Source organism: Micromonospora arborensis (genome assembly GCF_003205615.1).
Lineage (GTDB): Bacteria > Actinomycetota > Actinomycetes > Mycobacteriales > Micromonosporaceae > Micromonospora > Micromonospora arborensis.
In genome coordinates, this window is sequence record NZ_PYBV01000030.1 from 169,277 (window position 1) to 187,066 (window position 17,790).

Annotated in this window: 12 protein-coding genes and 1 pseudogene; 8 read left to right on the forward strand and 5 right to left on the reverse strand. The window is 71.8% G+C overall.

Annotated elements, in window-relative coordinates; all coding sequences use genetic code 11:
* The first annotated feature begins 19 nt into the window (after positions 1 to 19).
* The 6 genes from C7C45_RS23510 (at position 20) to C7C45_RS23535 (ending at position 5,361) form a co-directional block, all read left to right on the forward strand.
* Complete coding sequence (locus C7C45_RS23510) at positions 20 to 604, forward strand: RNA polymerase sigma factor (RefSeq protein WP_208641271.1); 585 nt, start codon at positions 20 to 22, stop codon at positions 602 to 604.
* Positions 601 to 1,728: a CU044_5270 family protein gene (locus tag C7C45_RS23515; protein WP_110565869.1), complete on the forward strand. Its 1,128-nt coding sequence runs from the start codon at positions 601 to 603 to the stop codon at positions 1,726 to 1,728. Before C7C45_RS23510 ends, C7C45_RS23515 begins: the two co-directional genes overlap by 4 nt.
* Positions 1,729 to 1,945: 217 nt before the next feature.
* Entirely contained in the window at positions 1,946 to 2,737 is a 792-nt protein-coding gene (locus tag C7C45_RS23520; protein WP_110565870.1) for a class I SAM-dependent methyltransferase, read from the forward strand.
* Positions 2,738 to 2,792: 55 nt separating this feature from the next.
* Positions 2,793 to 3,794, forward strand: a complete 1,002-nt coding sequence (locus C7C45_RS23525; protein ID WP_110565871.1) for a hypothetical protein — start codon at positions 2,793 to 2,795, stop codon at positions 3,792 to 3,794.
* Complete coding sequence (locus C7C45_RS23530; protein WP_110565872.1) at positions 3,791 to 4,444, forward strand: hypothetical protein; 654 nt, start codon at positions 3,791 to 3,793, stop codon at positions 4,442 to 4,444. The genes C7C45_RS23525 and C7C45_RS23530 overlap by 4 nt, the downstream gene beginning before the upstream one ends.
* 14 nt (positions 4,445 to 4,458) lie before the next feature.
* Positions 4,459 to 5,361, forward strand: a complete 903-nt coding sequence (locus C7C45_RS23535; protein ID WP_110565873.1) for an inositol monophosphatase family protein — start codon at positions 4,459 to 4,461, stop codon at positions 5,359 to 5,361.
* Positions 5,362 to 5,401: 40 nt separating this feature from the next.
* On the opposite strand, the gene C7C45_RS23540 is transcribed toward C7C45_RS23535, so the two are convergent.
* Positions 5,402 to 6,634, reverse strand: coding sequence for an ArsB/NhaD family transporter (locus C7C45_RS23540; protein ID WP_110565874.1), 1,233 nt, complete (start codon positions 6,632 to 6,634; stop codon positions 5,402 to 5,404).
* 104 nt (positions 6,635 to 6,738) lie between these two features.
* Between C7C45_RS23540 and C7C45_RS23545 the strand changes: the two genes are divergently transcribed.
* Positions 6,739 to 12,528: a WD40 domain-containing protein gene (locus C7C45_RS23545; RefSeq protein ID WP_110565875.1), complete on the forward strand. Its 5,790-nt coding sequence runs from the start codon at positions 6,739 to 6,741 to the stop codon at positions 12,526 to 12,528.
* A 23-nt stretch (positions 12,529 to 12,551) separates the two neighbouring features.
* On the opposite strand, the gene C7C45_RS34515 is transcribed toward C7C45_RS23545, so the two are convergent.
* Positions 12,552 to 12,848, reverse strand: coding sequence for a hypothetical protein (locus tag C7C45_RS34515; RefSeq protein ID WP_208641272.1), 297 nt, complete (start codon positions 12,846 to 12,848; stop codon positions 12,552 to 12,554).
* Between the two features lie 55 nt (positions 12,849 to 12,903).
* A pseudogene (locus C7C45_RS35895) lies at positions 12,904 to 14,091 on the reverse strand (MFS transporter); the annotation flags it as partial.
* A 105-nt stretch (positions 14,092 to 14,196) separates the two neighbouring features.
* On the opposite strand from C7C45_RS35895, the gene C7C45_RS23555 reads away from it, so the two are divergent.
* The gene (locus C7C45_RS23555) at positions 14,197 to 14,904 is read left to right on the forward strand and encodes a TetR/AcrR family transcriptional regulator (protein WP_110565876.1); all 708 of its coding nucleotides are present in this window, start codon (positions 14,197 to 14,199) and stop codon (positions 14,902 to 14,904) included.
* Positions 14,905 to 14,961: 57 nt separating this feature from the next.
* On the opposite strand, the gene C7C45_RS23560 is transcribed toward C7C45_RS23555, so the two are convergent.
* A complete protein-coding gene (locus tag C7C45_RS23560; protein WP_341866505.1) occupies positions 14,962 to 15,360 on the reverse strand; it encodes a DoxX family protein in 399 nt (132 codons plus the stop codon).
* Entirely contained in the window at positions 15,357 to 17,687 is a 2,331-nt protein-coding gene (locus C7C45_RS23565; RefSeq protein WP_244200526.1) for a S1 family peptidase, read from the reverse strand. Before C7C45_RS23565 ends, C7C45_RS23560 begins: the two co-directional genes overlap by 4 nt.
* Positions 17,688 to 17,790 lie beyond the last annotated feature (103 nt).

Below are 17,790 nucleotides of genomic sequence, written 5' to 3' on the forward strand. Positions count from 1 at the left end.
CACTAAGGACGGCTCATCAGTGGCAGACCCTGAGACTGCGCAGGAGTTCACCGCGCTGTACGCCGACAACCGCGGGCGCGTCTACGCCTACGCCGTCGCTCGCGCCGGCAGGTCGCTCGCGGACGAGGTCGTGGCCGAGACGTTTCTCGTCGCTTGGCGGCGTTTCGCGCAGATGCCCAGAGGAGCGGCACTGCCGTGGCTGCTCGGCGTCGCGCGCAACGTGATCCGGGAGCGATATCGCGACGAGGATCGGCAACGAGCCATCGCCGCCGAGATGCTGGCGTGGGTGGCCGACGCACCCGACGTCGCCGACGGCGTCGCCGAACGATCGGCGCTCCTGACGGCGCTCGCCGCGCTGTCCGAGAACGACCGGGAAGTGTTGACCCTGACCGCCTGGGACGGGCTCTCGCCCCGTGCGGCGGCCCGAGTCGTGAACTGTTCCGCCCCGGCGTTCCTCGTGCGCCTACACCGGGCCCGCAACCGCCTCACCCGTGCCGTCGCGGCCGCCGGGGAGCCGGCGGCCGCCGAGTCACGTTTCACGAAGCCGACCATCACCGCGCCGGCCGTCACGAAGCCGGTCGTCACCAGGGAGCCGAGCCGATGAAAAACCACACCGACCTCATGAAGTCTCTCGCCGACGCGCGGCCGGCGCGGTTGGATCCGCCCGGGGCAGCACCACTGCCCTTCGTCCTGACCGACGTGAGTGCCCCCGCCGGCCGTACCCGGCGTTTCCGGGCCGCCGCCCTGATCCCGGCCGGGGGACTCGCGGTAGCGGCCGTCGCCGCGGTCGCCGTGGTCGCGGTCGACCCGGGCGGCTCGACGCCGACGCCCGGCGGGCCCGCGACGTCCGCCGAGGCGGTACGCCCGCTCACCGCGTCCGAGATCCTGCTGGCGGCCGCCGAGCGCAGCAGCGAGGATGCTTCCGGCACCGGCAGGTATCTGGTCGTCCGGGCGGAGAGCGGGTCGGTGCTCACCGTCAGTTCCGGCACCTCGACGTACGAGATGACGACCAGGTCGTCGGACGAGAGCTGGTTGTCCCGTTCGGGGCGCGAACCCAACCGGGTGATCTCGCAGAACCTCGGCATGACTCCGCTGACGCCCGCAGATGCCGCCGCCTGGCGTGCCGCCGGATCGCCCGAGCAGGTGATGGTCGGCAAGCCGCTGCCGACCGGCGAGTTCGGCCCCGGCTCACCCATCAGCATCTCCGGTGGGCCGCGGCGCAGCTCCTCATCGGACGGCGCGGGCATCTACGCCTTCGGCACCACCAACGTCTCCGTACGCGATCTCGAGAAGCTCCCGACGGACCCGGCGACCCTGCGGACCTCGTTGTTGAAGCACTTCGACGGCGGCGGTGGTGACCTGCCCACCGACCGGGAGCAGTGGTTGCTGCGCGTCGCGTCCAGCCTGATCGCCGACATCCCGGTCAGCGGTCCCGTGCGCGCGGCGGCGTTCCGCCTGCTCGCCACCCTGCCCGGTGTGCGCTCGCTGGGCGCCGTGGCCGACCAGCGCGGGCGCATGGGCCAGGGCTTCGCGTTCACCTCGGTGAGCGCCGCCACCGGCTCGATCGAGCATCGCTTCGTGGTCGACGCCGCGACCGGGCGGGCGCTCGGCGAGGAGTCGCGCGTGCTCCGCCCGGCGGGCACGACCGCCAGGCTCGAACCCGGCAGCCTCCTCGGCTACAACGTCGTCCTGGAGCAGAAGACCACCGACGAGACGCCGCCGAACTAGCGTGTCGACCTCCCGAGAGGCGGAGGCGGGCGGGCAACCGCCCCTCGCTCCGCCGGTCGGTCGTCGCGGGCCGCGAGGTTGGTGGCGGTCACCGTCGTGGTCGTAGCGGCGGTCGACGCGCATCCGTTCGGGCCGCCGGCGAGCTGCGCGACCCCGGATGGTGCGAGGCTGGAGGCGGTCGCCGTCGCCGGAGGCGGCGCCCGCGGTGGGGGGTGCGATGGCCGAGCCACGGACCGGGGCCTCGTCGGGCGGCGCGCAGGCGCACGGCCGGCACGCCAACCGGCGCAGTTACCACGACGGCGTGTTGGTCAACGGGTACGTCGACGACCCGTACCACCGGGTGCGCCGGGCGGTCGCGGCCCGGCTGATGGTCGACGACGTCCTCGGGGACGGGCCGGTGTTGGAGCTGGGCTGCGGCCCGTGCAGCATGGTCGACCCGGCCGAGCTGCCCGGGCCGCTCGTGGTGGCGGACATGGCCGAGGCCGCGCTGGGCGCGGCCCGCCGGGCCGCCGCCGGTCAGGCGCTACCGGTCTGCCTGGACGCCACCCGCGGTCTGCCGTTTCGCGCCGGCAGCTTCGCCGGGCTGCTGACCGGTGAGCTGATCGAACACGTCTTCGACCCGGTGGCGCTGCTGCGGGAGTGTCACCGGGTGCTCGCCCCGGGTGGGTTGCTGGTGCTCACCACCCCGAACCTGGCGACCGTCCAGGACCGGCTGACGTTCCTCGCGGGCCGCGCGCCCCGCCAGGTGGATCCGCTGCACCCGTACCTCTGGTTGCACATCCGGCCGTTCACCGCGTCGCTGCTGCGACGGGTGCTGCGCCGAGCCGGGTTCGCGCCGCTGGCGCTGCGTTCCAACCACGTGGGGTGGCGGCTGCCCGGCGGACGCTGGGTCACGTCCCGGTTGCTCGCCCGGGTCGCGCCGGGGCTCGGCGGCTCGCTGATCTGCGCCGCTCGGCGGCTGGGCGAACCTTATTCGTCGCAGGATGCGGGGTTCCGGAACAACGCGTAATCATGATATTGACATAGGGCTATCATGGAGGTTCCGTCATCCACGGGGGAATGTCATGGCCCGCCTCTTGACCTGGGTCCTCAAGAACCTCGACGCGTTCATCGGGCTGCTCCTGGCGTTGACCGTCGCGATCCTCGGGCTCAACAACGGCGTCAGCCAGGACGTGGTCAACAGCGCCATCCTGCTCATCCTCGGTCTGCTCGCCCAGGCACTGCTGCGCGACCGGCTGCGCCGCGAGACCGCCGAGCGCGAGGTACGCCAGGTGGTCCGGGACACCCGCGATCGGCTCACCGAGCTCGTGCCGCAGATGCAGGAGATCATCGGCCCGGAGGGCGTGCTGAACCGGACTCGGGAGGCAATCGACAGCGTCTCCATGGTCCGCGTCCTGCACGGCAGCGAGGTCGGGTTGGCCCTGACCGAGGCCCGCCGGCACACCGATCGGTGGGACTTCAAGGGCGGCACCGGCACCTACACCCGGGCGGTCACCCTCCCCGAGTGTCTGGAGCACGCCCGTCGGCGCAACGCCACCCTGCACTTCTCCATCGAGATCATCGACCCGACCGACGAGGAGGTCTGCGAGCGGTACGCACGGTTCCGGCGCAGCCTCGCTCCGGACGGGCCGGGCGAGCAGTGGACCGTCGACCGCACCCGCAAGGAGTCCTACGCGACGGTGCTGGCCGCCTGCTGGCACCGGCAGCGCTCCGGTCTGCTCACCATCGACGTCCGCGTCTCCGCGCAGATGACCACCTTCCGGTACGACCTCTCCTCGAGCTGCGTCATCATCACCCAGGAGAATCCGCAGACCCCGGCGCTGCGCATCGACAACCAGGAGCTCTACTACAACCGTTACAACATCGAGCTGCAGTACAGCCGTGAGCAGAGCCGACGAGTGCCGGTCGAGGCTGCTGGGCAGGTCAAGCTCGACGACGAGCCCTCCGTGGAGCAGGTACGTCGACTGTTCACCGCGCTGGGGCTGCCGCTACCCCGGTCCTTCGGCGACCGCGACGTCGCCGACATCGTGAGCCGGGCCATCCAGGCGAGGAACCCGTACGCATGATGAGCTACGCCGACCTCGAACGCGAGATCGACCGGGGCGCCCGGCCGGAGCTGCTCCGGGACTGGGTGCTGGCCGTCCTCGACGACGTCGCCGGAGGGCGGCGGCCGTTGCTGGCCGTACGGCACCCGCTCGGCTTCACCTGCCTGCCGGTGAACCGCAGCGGCCCCGACGGGATCTGCGTGCACGCGTGGCCGGCCGAACCACCGGCCGTTCAGCCGACCACCTCCACCGTGCACTCGCACAGCTGGGATCTGCTCAGCCACGTGCTGCACGGGCAGGTCCGCAACGAGCTGATCGAGGTGACCGAAGCGCCCGCCGACCCCGCCTGGCGGGTGTACGAGGTGCACAGCCGGGGCGACGTCGACGAGATGGTGGCCACCGACCGGTTGGTCACGGCGGCAACCGCTGCCGTGGAGACGCACTCCGCGGGCAACTCGTACGCGCTGCGCGCCGGTGGCTTCCACACCTCCGAGGTGGACTCGGGACAGCCGGCGGTGACCGTGGCGCTGGGCCGGACCACGCCCGGCCTGTCCGACCTGAGCCTCGGGGCGGTAAACGGGCGCAGCCACCGGACCCACCGGGAACGCTGCGACGCGGCGGAGACCGCTCGGATGGCACGGGAGATCGCGCAACTGCTGGCACGGGGCTGAGGGCTGGAGGAAGCATGGACGTGGTGCCGAGCAGAACCGGGCCGGACCTGCGTGACGCGCACCGGTTCGCGGTGGAGGCCGCCCAGGCTGCCGGGCGGCTGTTGCGCCGGGGCACCCAGGGCGAGATGCACGTCCGGGCCAAGAACGACTCCGGTGACGTGGTCACCGACCTGGACCTGGCCGCCGAAGAGCTGATCGTCGGGCGGATCCGGGCTCGCTGGCCGGAGCACGGGGTGATCGCCGAGGAGGGCGGCGAGTACGCCGCCGATGACTCCTGGCTGTGGCTGGTGGACCCGCTCGACGGCACCAACAACGTGGCGATCGGCCTGCCCGCGTACGTGGTCGGGATCGCGCTCTGCGACCGGGGGTCGCCGGTGCTCGGGGTGGTGCACGACCCGGTCTCCGATCGGACCTGGTCGGCCATCCGTGGCCAGGGTGCCTTCGTACACGTGGGCGGCCTGGCCGGCCAACCGCTGCGCACGCTGCACCGGCCGGTGCCGGCCGCCCCGGTGCTGGCCTGGACCCAGGGGCACGAGGTACGCCGGGACGACAGCACCGCCCGCGCGCTGAAGGTGGTGCTCGACTCCACCGCCCGGCGCGTGCTGCAACTGTGGGCGCCGTTGCTGTCCTGGGTGATGCTGGCCCGGGGCGACATCGACGGCATCGTCGGCTACCGCCCGGAGGCGGTCGACCTGCCGGCTGGGATGCTGCTGGCTGCCGAGGCCGGCATGGTGGTCCGGGCCCTCGACGGTGGCTGCTTCGACGATCGGTACGGGTGCCCGGCTGACCGGCGCAGCTTCGTCGCCGCCCCGCCGGAGACGATCGACCGGCTGGTCAAGCTGGTGACGGCGGCACAGTGGATCGAACCGCAGGTCCGCCAGCTCACCCCGATCAGCCTGACGGATGTCGGCTGGTGAACGGCCACCGCGAATCGTGACTGCCGTCGGCTTGAGGAGCTCAAGCTGACGGGGTGACCAGCAGGGCGGCGACGGTGGCGGCGGTGCCCAGAGCGGCGAGGACAGCGCTGGTGGCGATGAACCGGCCCAGCGGGATCGCGACCCCGGCGGCCCGGCAGCGCTCGTACCAGATCAGCGTGGCCAGCGACGCCCACGGGGTGGCGAGCGGGCCGACGTTGGCGCCCACCAGCAGGGCCAGTAGTTGGGTGTGGTGGCCCGCGGAGATGACCGCCTCCCCGGCCACGTACGCGGGCAGGTTGTTGACCGCGTTGGAGAAGAGCGCGCCGACGGCACCGGCCCGCATTGCGCCCTCGGCACCGGGGTCGTTGCCGATCAACGCGCCCATCAGCGTGTCCAGCCCGTGCTGACCGATGGTCTGCACCACCAGGAACAACCCGGTGACGAAGAGCAGCAGCCGCCAGGGGATCAGCTGGAGTTTCAGGCTGCTCCGGGCGCGGACCGCGAACCCGGCGACCAGGATCGCGGCGGCCACCCCCGAGGCGAGCCCGATCTCGACCTCGGCGAGAATCCCGGCGACGAACAGCAGGCAGGCCACGAGCGCGGTGCGGTAGAGCACGGGGTCGGGTGGCACGTGTGGTGGCGGTGGCACGAACGGATCCGCGGTGGCCCGCGCCGGCCGCCAGTACCACCACCAGAGCAGCAGCATGGTGATCGCGATGGCGACCAATTGCGGCCACCACATCCGGGCCGCCCACGACACCGGCGCCAGCCCGATCCGGTCGCTGGCCAGAATGTTGGTCAGATTGGACACCGGCAGCAGCAGGCTCGCGGTGTTGGCCAGCCAGACCGTGGTCATCGCCAGCGGGGTCGGCGGTATCCCCAGCGTACGGGCCAGGGCGATCATAACAGGGGTGAGCAGGACTGCGGTGGTGTCCAGGTTGAGCGCGATCGTGGTCACCGAGGCGAACCCGACGCAGAGCCAGAACAGTGCGCGGAAACTGCCTCGCGCGGTGATCGCCACCCGGGCGGCGAGCGCGTCGAAGACCCCGGCCACGGCGGTCAGCTCGGCCAGCACCACCACGGTGCCGAGGAAGATCAGGATCGGCAGGATCCGACGTATGGTGGCCTCGGCGTCAGCGCGGGGGAGGAGTCCGGTGAGGACGCAGAGGACGCCGCCGGTGACCAGCGCGATCGCGATCCAGTCCAGGACGTGCAGCCGGCCCCAACGGGATCGGTCCGGCGCGGTCGACGGTGGGTCGCCGATAGTCTCCACAAGGCACGATCCTCGCACACCAGGGCTCGCTCACCCGGGCCGGATCTCACGGGTTGATCGCGTATGGTGGCGACGGATTGACGGTGGGTGGCCATAATGGCCAGGTGGCTGTAGGCACGCAACCGACCCGGTCCGACCGCCCCATCGACTTCTTCATCAGCTACTCGCCGGCAGACGAGCGTTGGGCGACGTGGTTGGCGTGGGAGTTCGAGGCTGCCGGCTACCGCACCCTGCTGCAGGCGTGGGACTTCGTGGCCGGCACCAACTTCATCGACTTCATGGACCGCGGGGTCCGCGAGGCCGCGGTCGTGGTGGCGGTCCTGTCCGAACGCTACCTGCACTCCACGTACGGCAAGCTGGAGTGGCAGGCCGCGCTGCGCGCCGACCCGGACGGCACCGGCAGCAAGCTGGTCACCGTCCGGGTGGAAGACTGCCCGATCGACGGCCTGCTCGCCACCATCACCTACGTCGACCTGGTCGGGGTCACCGACCCCACGCGGGCGCGTTCCCGGGTGCTGGACCGGCTCCGGGAAGCGCTCGACGGTCGCGCGAAGCCGGTGCGGCAACCCGCCTTCCCGCACCATCCCGCCGACCCGGCCGGGGTGCTCTCCGCACCCGTCGTCGGCCCGCCCGCGCCGCGGCGGGCCCGCCGTACGCCGATCAACCCGCCACCGTTCCCGCCCGCGTCGGCGGCCGTGCCGACCGTGCGGACGGCGCTGACTGTGCTGCAGGTGGCCGGGCCGCGGTTCGGTCGGGGCATGATCGAGCGAGGCGCCCCGGTCACTCCGGGCGAGCTCCAGGAACACCTGATGGGCGACCTCACCCTGCTGCTGAACGACGGGGTGCCCCGACCCGACCTGCTGGTGGTGGCGGGCAACCTGACCGAGTCCGGCAGCCCTCGCGAGTTCTCCAGCGCGCTGAGTTTCCTCACCGGGCTGCGGGTGCTGCTCGGGTTGGAACCGCACCGTCTGATCGTGGTGCCCGGTCCGCGCGACGTGACCATGGCCGCCAGCCGCGCGTACTTCGCCACCTGCGAGGCGGACGACGTCGACCCGCAGCCGCCGTACTGGCCGAAGTGGCGGCACTACGCGCGGCTCTTCGACGACCTCTACCAGGGTCTCGACGACCGGATCTTCGACAGCGAGCAACCCTGGACGCTGTTCCCGGTGCCGGACCTGCGGTTGGTGGTGGCCGGGTTGAACTCCACCATCGCCGTCACCCACCGCGAGGAGGACCGGTACGGCTTCCTCGGCGAGGCCCAGTCCACCTGGTTCGCCCAGCGGCTGCGCCACTACCAGCAGTCCGGTTGGCTACGGCTGGGCGCGATGGCGCACGCCCCCGGCCCGCGCACGCCGTACGCCGACGAGGCGGCGGTCTCGGACGGGGTGACGCTGCGCGACCGGGGATCGTTCAACCGCCTGCTCGGGCCGATGCTCAACCTGCAACTCACCGACGCCGCACCGAGCGGTGTCCGGGTCGACTCGGTGGTGCCGCTGGTCGCCGCGTCCCACAACGGCCGGGCGCAGGTGCTCCGGCTCGCCGCCGACGGGATGACCCGTTGGGTGCTCGGCCGTGACGACCGGCACGAGGTGGGCGAGCCGACGGCCATCCGGTGGTCGCGCACCGAGGCGACGTTCGGGGCGGCCGGGCCGGCCCAGGTGCCCGATCCGCGGCTGCCGACCGCCGTCGAGGGACTCACTCAGGATGCGGCGGCCAGCACGCCGACGGTGCTGCCGGTGGCGCCGCTGGACCGGCTGCTCGACCGGTTGGCCGAGGTCTGCCAGGCACGCCACGACCGGGTGCTGGTCCGCAGGGTCGCGGCGGAGCCGCCGCACCTGTTCGTCACCTACCGCGCCGACGGTGTGGTCCGGCAGCAGCGGGTCGGGGCGCACATCGGCACCCCGACCGCCACGGATCTCGACAACTTCGCCCGGCGGGTGCACGCAACCGACCCGGACATCGCGTCCGAGCTGGTCTACGACGGCGACCGGGTCCCGCGCGGGCTGGCCGAGGAGGCACAGCGGCGCGGCGTACGGGTGCTGCACCTGACCGAGTTCCAGGGGCTGCTCGACCTGCGCGACTACGTCGCCGCGCAGACCGCGCGGCTGCAGGCCGACCGGCTCTACCCACCCGGCCAGTACGTGCCGCAGCGCTACCGCCACCTGGTCGGCATCGACCAGCAGGTCCGCGAGGACGTGGTGGACGAGTTGCTCGAGCTCGTCTCCGCGCCGGATGGTCGGTTCGTGCTGGTGCTCGGCGACTTCGGCCGGGGCAAGACGTTCGCGATGCGCGAGGTCGCCCGCCGGCTCCCGACCGCCGCTCCCGACCTGATCCCGATCCTGGTGGAGCTGGGTTCGCTGGACAAGGCACACTCGGTCGACGGGCTGGTCGCCGCGCACCTGGCGAACCACGGCGAGCAGGTGATCGACCTCAAGGCGTTCCGTTACATGCTTCGGCAGGGGCGGATCGTGCTGCTCTTCGACGGCTTCGACGAGTTGGTGGCCCGGGTCACCTACGACCGGGCCGCGGACCACCTGGAGACGTTGCTCCAGGCGGCCGAGGGCAACGCCAAGGTCGTCGTGAGCAGCCGTACCCAGCACTTCAAGACCAACTCGCAGGTGCTCACCGCCCTCGGCGAGCGGGTGGGCATGCTGCCGCACCGGCGGGTGCTGGCCATCGAGGACTTCACCTCCGGGCAGATCAAGGACTTCCTGCGGCACCGCTACGGCGGGGACGAGCGGGCCGCTCGGGAGCGGATGGAGCTGCTCGGCGGGGTGAAGGACCTGCTCGGCCTCTCCCGTAACCCGCGCATGCTCGGTTTCATCGCCGGCCTCGACGAGGGACGGCTGACCGCCGTCGCGGGTGCGGGCGGCACGTTCAGCGCGGCCGCGCTCTACCGGGAGATCCTGGAATCCTGGCTGGACTTCGAGGAGCGACGGACCCAGGGGGTGCCGGGCGCGTCGGTCGGCCTTCGCCGCCCCGAACTCTGGCACGCGGTGAGCCGACTGGCGTTCCAGCTCTGGGAGAGCGGGGAGTCGTACCTGCGTCTGGCCGAGCTGGCCGAGACCGCCGAGCAGCTTGCCGGGCTGGTCGAGTCCCGGCTCTCCGCATCGCAGGCGACGCACGCGGTGGGCGCGGGCAGCCTGCTCGTCCGCACCGACGACGGCCTGTTCGGGTTCATCCACACCTCCGTCATGGAGTGGCTGGTCGCCGAGGGGATCGCCACCCAGCTTAACCAGGGCGAGGAACCGTCGGCCCTGGCGGCGCGTCCCCTGTCGGCGTTGGCTGTGGAGTTCCTCGGCGACCTCGCGGACTCGGCTCGCAGCACCGCCTGGGCGATGCGGGTGCTCGGCGACGAGACGGCCGGCGAGACCGTGCGGGCCAATGCGTTGCGGCTCAGCGCCTGGCTGCGGCTGCCCGACCGGGCCGACCTGCGTGGCGCGGTGCTCCGCGGTGAGGATTTGTCCCACCGGGAGTTGGCCGAGGCGGATCTGACCGGCGCGGATCTGACCGACACCCGCCTGGTTGCCACCAACCTGACCGGGGCTCGGCTGGTACACGCCCGGTTACGCGGCGCCCGCCTGGACCAGGCTCGCCTCACCGGGGCCGACCTGCGCTCTGCCGACCTGGCCGGGGCCCGTCTGTTCCGGGCCGACCTGCGCAACGCGCAGGTCGCCGGCAGCAGTTGGCGGCGGGCCGCGCTGATCGACGTGAACGCCGACGCCGCGCTGCTGCGGGCACCGGAGCTGCGCGGCGCGGTGGTCGCCCCGGGCCGTCCGGTGACGCCGGGCCTGGCCCCGCCCGCAGTCGGCGTCTCGTACGGCTTCGAGGTGGGGCGGCTGCCGGTGCCGGCGGCCTACAGCCCCGACGGCACGGTGCTGGCCGTGGGCAGCGACGACGGCGGTGTGCTGATCTGCGACACGGCCAGCGGCCTGCCGGTACGGACCCTGCAGGGTCACCGGGGTCGGGTGTACGCGGTCCGTTTCGACGCCGCCTCGCACCACCTGGTCACCGGCGCGGACGACCTCACGGTGCGGTTGTGGGACGCCGATCACGGGGACGTGCGGCACGTCATCGAGAATGTCTTCGCCGGCTGGGTGTGGCCGCTGCTCACCGACGGCGCGCGGGGTCGGCTGGTGGTGGGCGACGCGGCCGGTGTGGTCCGGCTCTACGACACGAGCACCGCCCGGCTGCGCCACGCTTGGCCCGGGCATGCCGCGCCCATCTGGGGCACCTCGTTCAGCCCGGACGGCCGGCGGGTCGTGGTCGTGGACAGTGCGGGCGTGCTCCGCGGCTGGGACATCAGCTCGGGCGAGCTGGCCTTCGAGGTGCGGGCGCCGGAGGTGGTCTACCGGGTGGTGCACACCCCGGACGGCCGGTCGCTGGTCGCCGTCGGCCAGCACGGCCGGGTGTGGATCCGCCGGGCCACCGACGGGGAGTTGCTCAGCCAGCCGCGCGGCCACGAGGCCGACGTGTACGCCCTCGACGTGCACCCCGACGGCGGGTTGATGGCCACCGGCGACACGCATGGTGCGGTACGACTGTGGGACGTCGAGACCGGCCGTCCGGTCCGGGTGCTGAGCCGACAGCGTGGCGCGATCTACAGCGTCCGGTTCAACGGCGACGGCACCACCCTCGCCACGGCTGCCAGCGACGGCGCGATCCAGCTCTTTGACACCGCGGACGGCCAGCTTCGGCACGAGTTGACCCGGCACCGCGGCTCGGTCTGGCCGGTGGTCTTCCGACCCGACCAGGCTCAGGTGGCGACCAGCAGCAACGACGGCACCACTCGGCTCTGGGACGCGCGGACCGGGCAGCTTCAGCACACCCTGCGCGGACACGGGCGGCGGATCACGTCGCTGTCCTTCCGGGACGACGGCGAGATGCTGGCCGCCTGCGGCAACGACGGTGTGGTGCGGCTGTGGGAGCCGCGTACCGGGCGGCTGGTCCGACAGCTCGCCAGTCCAGCCGACCGGCTGCTCGCCGCCGTGTTCTGTCCGGGCGACCCGCTGGTCGCCACGCCGAGCGGCGACGGGGGAGTACACCTGTGGAACTCCGAAACCGGCGCCCACGAACGCGAGCTGAACGTGGACACCGACCATGTCTGGGCGGCGGCGTTCAGCCCGGACGGCGACGCGCTGGCCACCGCAAACGACGACGACACGGTCCGCTTGTGGTACAGGCGTACCGGTCGGCACTTCGCCACTCTCGCCCCGCACCGGGGCCGGGTCCGGGCGGTGGCGTTCAGCCCGGACGGCGAGGTCATCGCCACCGGCTGCGACGACCACCTCGTCCGGCTCTGGGATGCGGCCACCGCGACCTGTCGCCACACCCTGGAGCAGCACACCGACCGGGTGTACGCGGTGTGCTTCAACAACGAGGGGACGTTGCTCGTCAGCGCCAGCAACGACGGCACCGCGGTCGTGTGGGACGCCCCTACCGGCGAGCGCCGCAGCGTGCTCACCGCGCACACCGGCCGGCTCTGGTCCTGCGCGTTCAGCCCGAACGGCGCACTGCTCGCCACCGCCGGGGACGATCTGAACATCCGGCTGTGGGATCCGGGCACCGGCCGGCTGCACGGCACCCTGGCCGCACACACCCGGCGGGTCTGGTCGGTGGCGTTCAGCCCGGACAGCAGCTTGCTCGCCAGCGCCGGTGACGACGGCACCGTGCGGCTCTGGGACGTCGCGGATCCGGAGCACGCGCAGCTGCGCTCCACCCTGATCGGTCTGCCGGACGGCTGGGCCGCGGTCAGCCCGGACGGGCGCTACAAGCTCGACGGTGACCCGGCCAACCAGTTCTGGCACGTCATCGGCACCTGCCGGTTCGAGGTGGGGGAGCTGGACCCGTACCTGACGCAGGTGCGCCGGCTGGCGGTGGACGCCCCGTTCTGAGGGCCGGCCGGGCGGTGCGATCCTCACGGACTGACCGCCGACGCTGACGCCGGCCGTGGTTCGTCGGCCGGCGCCGGGCGCTCGCCGTCCACCGGCTGCGGCGCCGGTCCGTCCGGTGCGTCCTCGGCCGGCAGGCGCAGCAGGGTGGCGAGGAACAGGGCCACCAGCAGTACGCCGCAGCCGACCGCGAAGATCGTGTCCAGGCCGGCCAGGTACGCGTGCGCCGCCGGTAGGCGCAGCTCTGGCGCCACCTGGGGCAGCCCGCCCACCGTCTCGCCCGGCATAGACCCGGGCCAGTACGCTGCCGGAGATCGCCGCACCGAGCGCACCGCCAAGGTTCTGGAAGAACCGGACCGACGTGGTGGCCACCCCGAGTTGGGTGGGCGGTGCCGCCTGCTGCACAGCCGCGATGAGTAGCCCGAGCAGTTGCCCGAAGCCGGCTCCGAGCAGGAACAGGTCGGCGCGGATCAGCCACAGCGAGGTGTCGGCGCCGAGGGTGGCCAGGAAGCCCAGCGCGGCGGCCGCGGTGGCCGTACCGGAGACCAGGAAGGTCTTCGTGGACCAGCCCCGGGCGGTGAGCCAGCCGGAGACGATGCCGACGAAGCTCAGCCCCAGGGCCATCGGCACGAGGAACAGCGCCGCACTGCTGGCGGCCAGCCCGCGGAGCACCTGCAGGTAGACCATCAGGTAGATCAGGGCGCCCATCATCGCCGCGCCGACCAGGCCCTGGATCGCGAAGCTGAGCCGCAGGGTCGGGATCCGGAACATCGACAGGGGCAGGATCGGCTCGGCCGCCGTGGCCTGCCGCCAGAGGAAGAGCCCGAACAGGGCCACCGCCGCGCCGACCAGGGACAGCATGACGGGGGAGGCCCAGGCGTACCGGTCGCCGCCCCACTCGGTGGCCAGCAGCAGCACCACCGCGAAGGCCGCGGCCATCGCGGCGCCGGCGAAGTCGATGCGACGGCGCTCGGTCTGCCGGGGCAGCCGGAGTACGACGGTGGCCGTGACCAGGACCAGCAGGCCGAGCGGCAGGTTGAGATAGAAAATCCACCGCCAGCTGGTGTGGTCGACGATGAGCCCGCCCAGCAGCGGGCCGATGGCCATGCCGAAGCCGCCGATGAGCCCGCCGAGGTTGCCCCCCTGCTGTCGGCGGTCGACCAGGTGCGCCATCACGACCATGGTCACGCTCATCAGGCCGCCGGCTCCGATCCCCTGGACGGCCCGGAAGGCGATGAGTTGGGTCATGCCCTGCGCGACGCCGCAGAGCGCGGACCCGGCCAGGAAGGTGGCCACCGCGCCGAGGTAGACCGGCTTCGCGCCGAGGACGTCGCAGAGTTTGCCGTAGAGCGGCAGGGCGGCGGTGGCCGCCAGTGCGAACGCGCTGACCAGCCAGGGCAGCCGGGCCACGCCGTGCACGGGATCGAGCTCCCGCACGATCGGCACGGCGGCGGCGGAGACGATGTTCGAGTCCAGCAGCGCCAGGACGATCGTCAGCAGGCACATCGCCATGCCGAGCCGCCGCTGGTTCTGCGTCATCGGGGGTCTCTCGGTCGCCGTTCGCATGTGTCCTCCTGAGGTGCCGTGGTCGTGTCACCGCAGCCTGACAAGAAACTTATACCAAGTCAACATTTGAGTTGGGTCCAATTATCGGCCTGGTACATTCTGTGGGTGGTTGCACAGGAGTTGAGCCTTCGGGAGCGCAAGAAGCAGCAGACCCGCAGCCGGCTGTGGCGTACGGCGATCGAGCTGTTCGGCGAGCGCGGCTTCGACCAGGTCTCGGTCGCCGAGATCGCCGCCGCGGCCGAGGTCTCCAAGATGACCGTCTTCAACTACTTCGCCACGAAGGAGGACCTGGTCCTCGGCCCGATGCAGGAGCACGTCGGTGACCTGGCCCGGATCGTGCGCGAGCGTGGCCCGGGCGAGTCCGTCGTCGAAGCGCTACGCCGGCAGTACCTCGACCGGCTCGCCGCCCGTGACCCGTCGGTGGGCCTCAACGACGACCCCACCGTGCTGCGGGTGCAGCGCCTGGTCCAGAGCACGCCCGCGCTGCTGAAGGGCGCCTACGACTTCCTCGTTCGCAGCCAGGACCTGCTCGCCCGCGAACTGGCCACGATGGCGGCGCAGAACCGGCCGGATGCGGGTGGCGGCACTGCTGTCTCCGAATTCACGGCTCGCGCGGCCGCCGCGCAGATCGCCGCCGTACGCAACACGCTGTTCGTGGAGATCATCGGCCGCCTGCTGGCGGGTGAGTCGGCGGACGAGATCTACCCCGATACGGTGCGGCTCGTCGAGCAGAGCTTTGACCTGCTGGAACACGGGCTGCGCGGATTCGGTGGCCCGTCCGACCCGGCCTCGGCGGCTCCCGCCGCCGGATGAGCGGCGAGCCGACGGCGGTTCAGCCGCGTTCCCGCTGGCGTGGCCGGGCGGACCGGCTCAGAGCCAGGCGATGCCCAGCCAGGCCGTCACGGCGGCGGTCGCGAGGAGAACGATGTTGAGCCCGATCTGCCGTGCCTCGCCCCGGGACAGGTGCAGAGCGGCGCCACCGACCTGGACCAGGACGAGACCGATCGCTGCCGCGACGGCGAGCCAGGTCGCGATTCCGGTCAGCGGGGGCAGGATCAGGCCAGCCGCGCCGAGGATCTCCAGCACCCCGATGGTCCGGACCAGCGGCATGGGGACGGTGTCGACCCAGCCCATCATGGGCTGGAGTTGCTCCCGGCTCTGGGTGACCTTCTTTCCCCCGGCGTAAAGGTAGAACACGGCAAGCAGCCCGGACAGGAGGCCGTGGCAGGGGGCCAGTTCGCCCCGTTGCCACGGCCTCCTGGTTGTCAGTTGCCTGGGCCGACCTCGATGGCCGGCGCCCACTTGGTGGCACCTGATGCGGTGCCGGGGAAGAGCAGCAGTTTGCCGGTGGCGTCGTCCACCAGGAGCAGGTCGTTGTGGTTGTCGCGGGTGAACGGGCCGCTGAGCAACTCGCTGCGGGTGGCCCAGGTGTCTCCGGTGATTTCGACCCGGTCACCCCAGGTGGTGCCGGCGGCGGTGCCGGGGTAGAGCCACAGTTTGCCGGTGGCCTGTTCGACGGCGAGCAGGTCGTCATACTCGTCCGGGTTGAACCGTCCGACGAGCAGTTCCCCCATCGCGGCCCAGCCACCGGTGCCGGCCAGGACCCGGTCACCCCAGGTGGTGCCGGCGGCGGTGCCGGGGTAGAGCCACAGTTTGCCGGTGGCCTGTTCGACGGCGAGCAGGTCGTCGAAGGCGTCCCGGTTGAACCGGCCGCTGACGAGTTTGCTCATCGCGTTCCAGCCGCTGCTGCCGGACTCGACCCGGGTACCCGGCTTGCCGCCGGCGGCGGTGCCGGGGTAGAGCCACAGTTTGCCGGTGGCCAACTCGACGGCGAGCAGGTCATCGTAGTTGTCGCGGTTGAACCGGCCCTTGACCGACTTGGCCATGGTCTGCCAGCCGGTCCCGATCTGGATTCGGGTGCCCCAGGTGAGGCCGGTGGCGGTGCCCGGGTAGAGGAAGTGTCGGCCGGTGAGCTTCTCCACCCCGATCAGGTCCTGGTAGGCGTCCCGGTTGAACTCACCGACGACGAGTTGGCTGAGCCCGTACGGTTGCGGAGTCGGCTTGCGGCCGGCGGGTGGGACCGGGGTGCCCCAGGTGACTCCCGCGGCGATGCCCGGGTAGAGCCACGACTGGCCGCTGGCCGCTTCGACCGCGAGCAGGTCGTCGTGGGCGTCGGTGTTGAACCGGCCGACCGTGATGCCGCTCATCGCGTTCCAGCCACTGTTACCGGCCAGGACCGGGGTGCCCCAGGTGGTCCCTGCGGCGGTGCCCGGGTAGAGCCAGAGCTTCCCGGTCGCGGATTCCAGCGCGAGCAGGTCGTCGTAGGTGTCGCCCCGGTTGAGTTGCCCGCTGGCGAGTTTGCTCATCGCGTTCCAGCCACTGTTGCCGGATACGACCCGGGTACCCAGATTGCCGCCGGCGGCCGTCCCCGGGTAGAGCCAGAGCTTCCCGGTCGAGATCTCCACGGCGATCACGTCGTCGTAGCTGTCCCGGTTGAATCGGCCGCTGACGAGCTTGCTCATCGTCTGCCAGCCGGTCCCGATCTGGATCCGGGTGCCCCAGGCGATGCCGGTGGCGGTCCCCGGATAGAGGAACTGCAGCCCGGTGCTGCTCTCCACGGCGATCAGATCGTCGACGGCATCCCGGTTGAACCGGCCGACCACCAGATTCGTCATCCGGTTCCAGTCCGTGGCCCCGGTGTCGACCAGGACCCGCGCGCCCCACGTGCCAGGAGTGGCCGTGCCGGGATACAACCAGAGCTTGCCAGTCGCCGGATCGACCCCGATCAGATCCTCGTAGGCGTCCCGGTTGAATTCACCCACCACCGGAGAAGTCAGGTCGGACGGCTGCTGGAGACGAACCTGGGCGAGCCAGTCGGCGACGTCGTCCACCCGGGTTTCGGTCGCCCCGGTGCGGGTCTCCGTCTCGCCGAGGCAACCATGCTGCCAGGACGTGTGGTTGATCGCGACCAGCTCGATCTGCCCGCCGACCTCCCGAAAGGCGGGCCCGCCGGCGTCACCCTTGCAGATGGTCGCCTCGGTCGAGGTGCCCACCATGTCGAGCGTGGTGGCGGCGACCGCGTCGACGATGAACGTGGCGGTACGGAGTTGATCGGGGATCCACTCGGTGGCGGTCCGCCCGTAGCCGCCCACCCGCAGTATCTCGCCAGCAACGGGAGGGGTGCCCAGTTTGGGCACGGGAACGTCGGTGACCGGGGCGGCCAATTCGACCAGAGCCAGATTGCGGTCCGGGTGCGGCTCCACCCGGGTGACTGCCACGACGTGCCCACCTGCCGCAGCCAGGTCGGGACGGCCGACGGTCACCGTGGTCGGCCGGGTAGGTGCCCCGGCGGTGACCGCCTGCCCACCCTGGACGAAGCACCCCTTCGCCGTGACCACCCAGCCGGGGTCGATCAACGCGCCGCTGCAACTCTGCACGCCACCGAAGTCGACCTTGGCCACGAACCCGTAGCCCCCGTCGGCGGGCACAGCGCCACCACCGACCGCATAGGCCGAGGCGCTGGTCAGTGAACCAACGGCGAGGCCGAGCGTGACCAAAGCAGCCGTCCATCCGATCCGGCTGTGTCTACCAGGCAAGACTTACTCCCCAGGATGTGAAGATCGCGGCTGCGGCGATATCGCTCTCCGGCCACAGTAGAAGACAAAGGCCGACCGGTGTGTCCTTCACCGGCGCGCCGGG

Coding starts and splice junctions, on each gene's coding strand:
- C7C45_RS23515 (WP_110565869.1), top strand. CDS start 601: ATGAAAAACCACACCGACCTCATGAAGTCTCTCGCCGACGCGCGGCCG.
- C7C45_RS23520 (WP_110565870.1), top strand. CDS start 1,946: ATGGCCGAGCCACGGACCGGGGCCTCGTCGGGCGGCGCGCAGGCGCAC.
- C7C45_RS23525 (WP_110565871.1), top strand. CDS start 2,793: ATGGCCCGCCTCTTGACCTGGGTCCTCAAGAACCTCGACGCGTTCATC.
- C7C45_RS23530 (WP_110565872.1), top strand. CDS start 3,791: ATGATGAGCTACGCCGACCTCGAACGCGAGATCGACCGGGGCGCCCGG.
- C7C45_RS23535 (WP_110565873.1), top strand. CDS start 4,459: ATGGACGTGGTGCCGAGCAGAACCGGGCCGGACCTGCGTGACGCGCAC.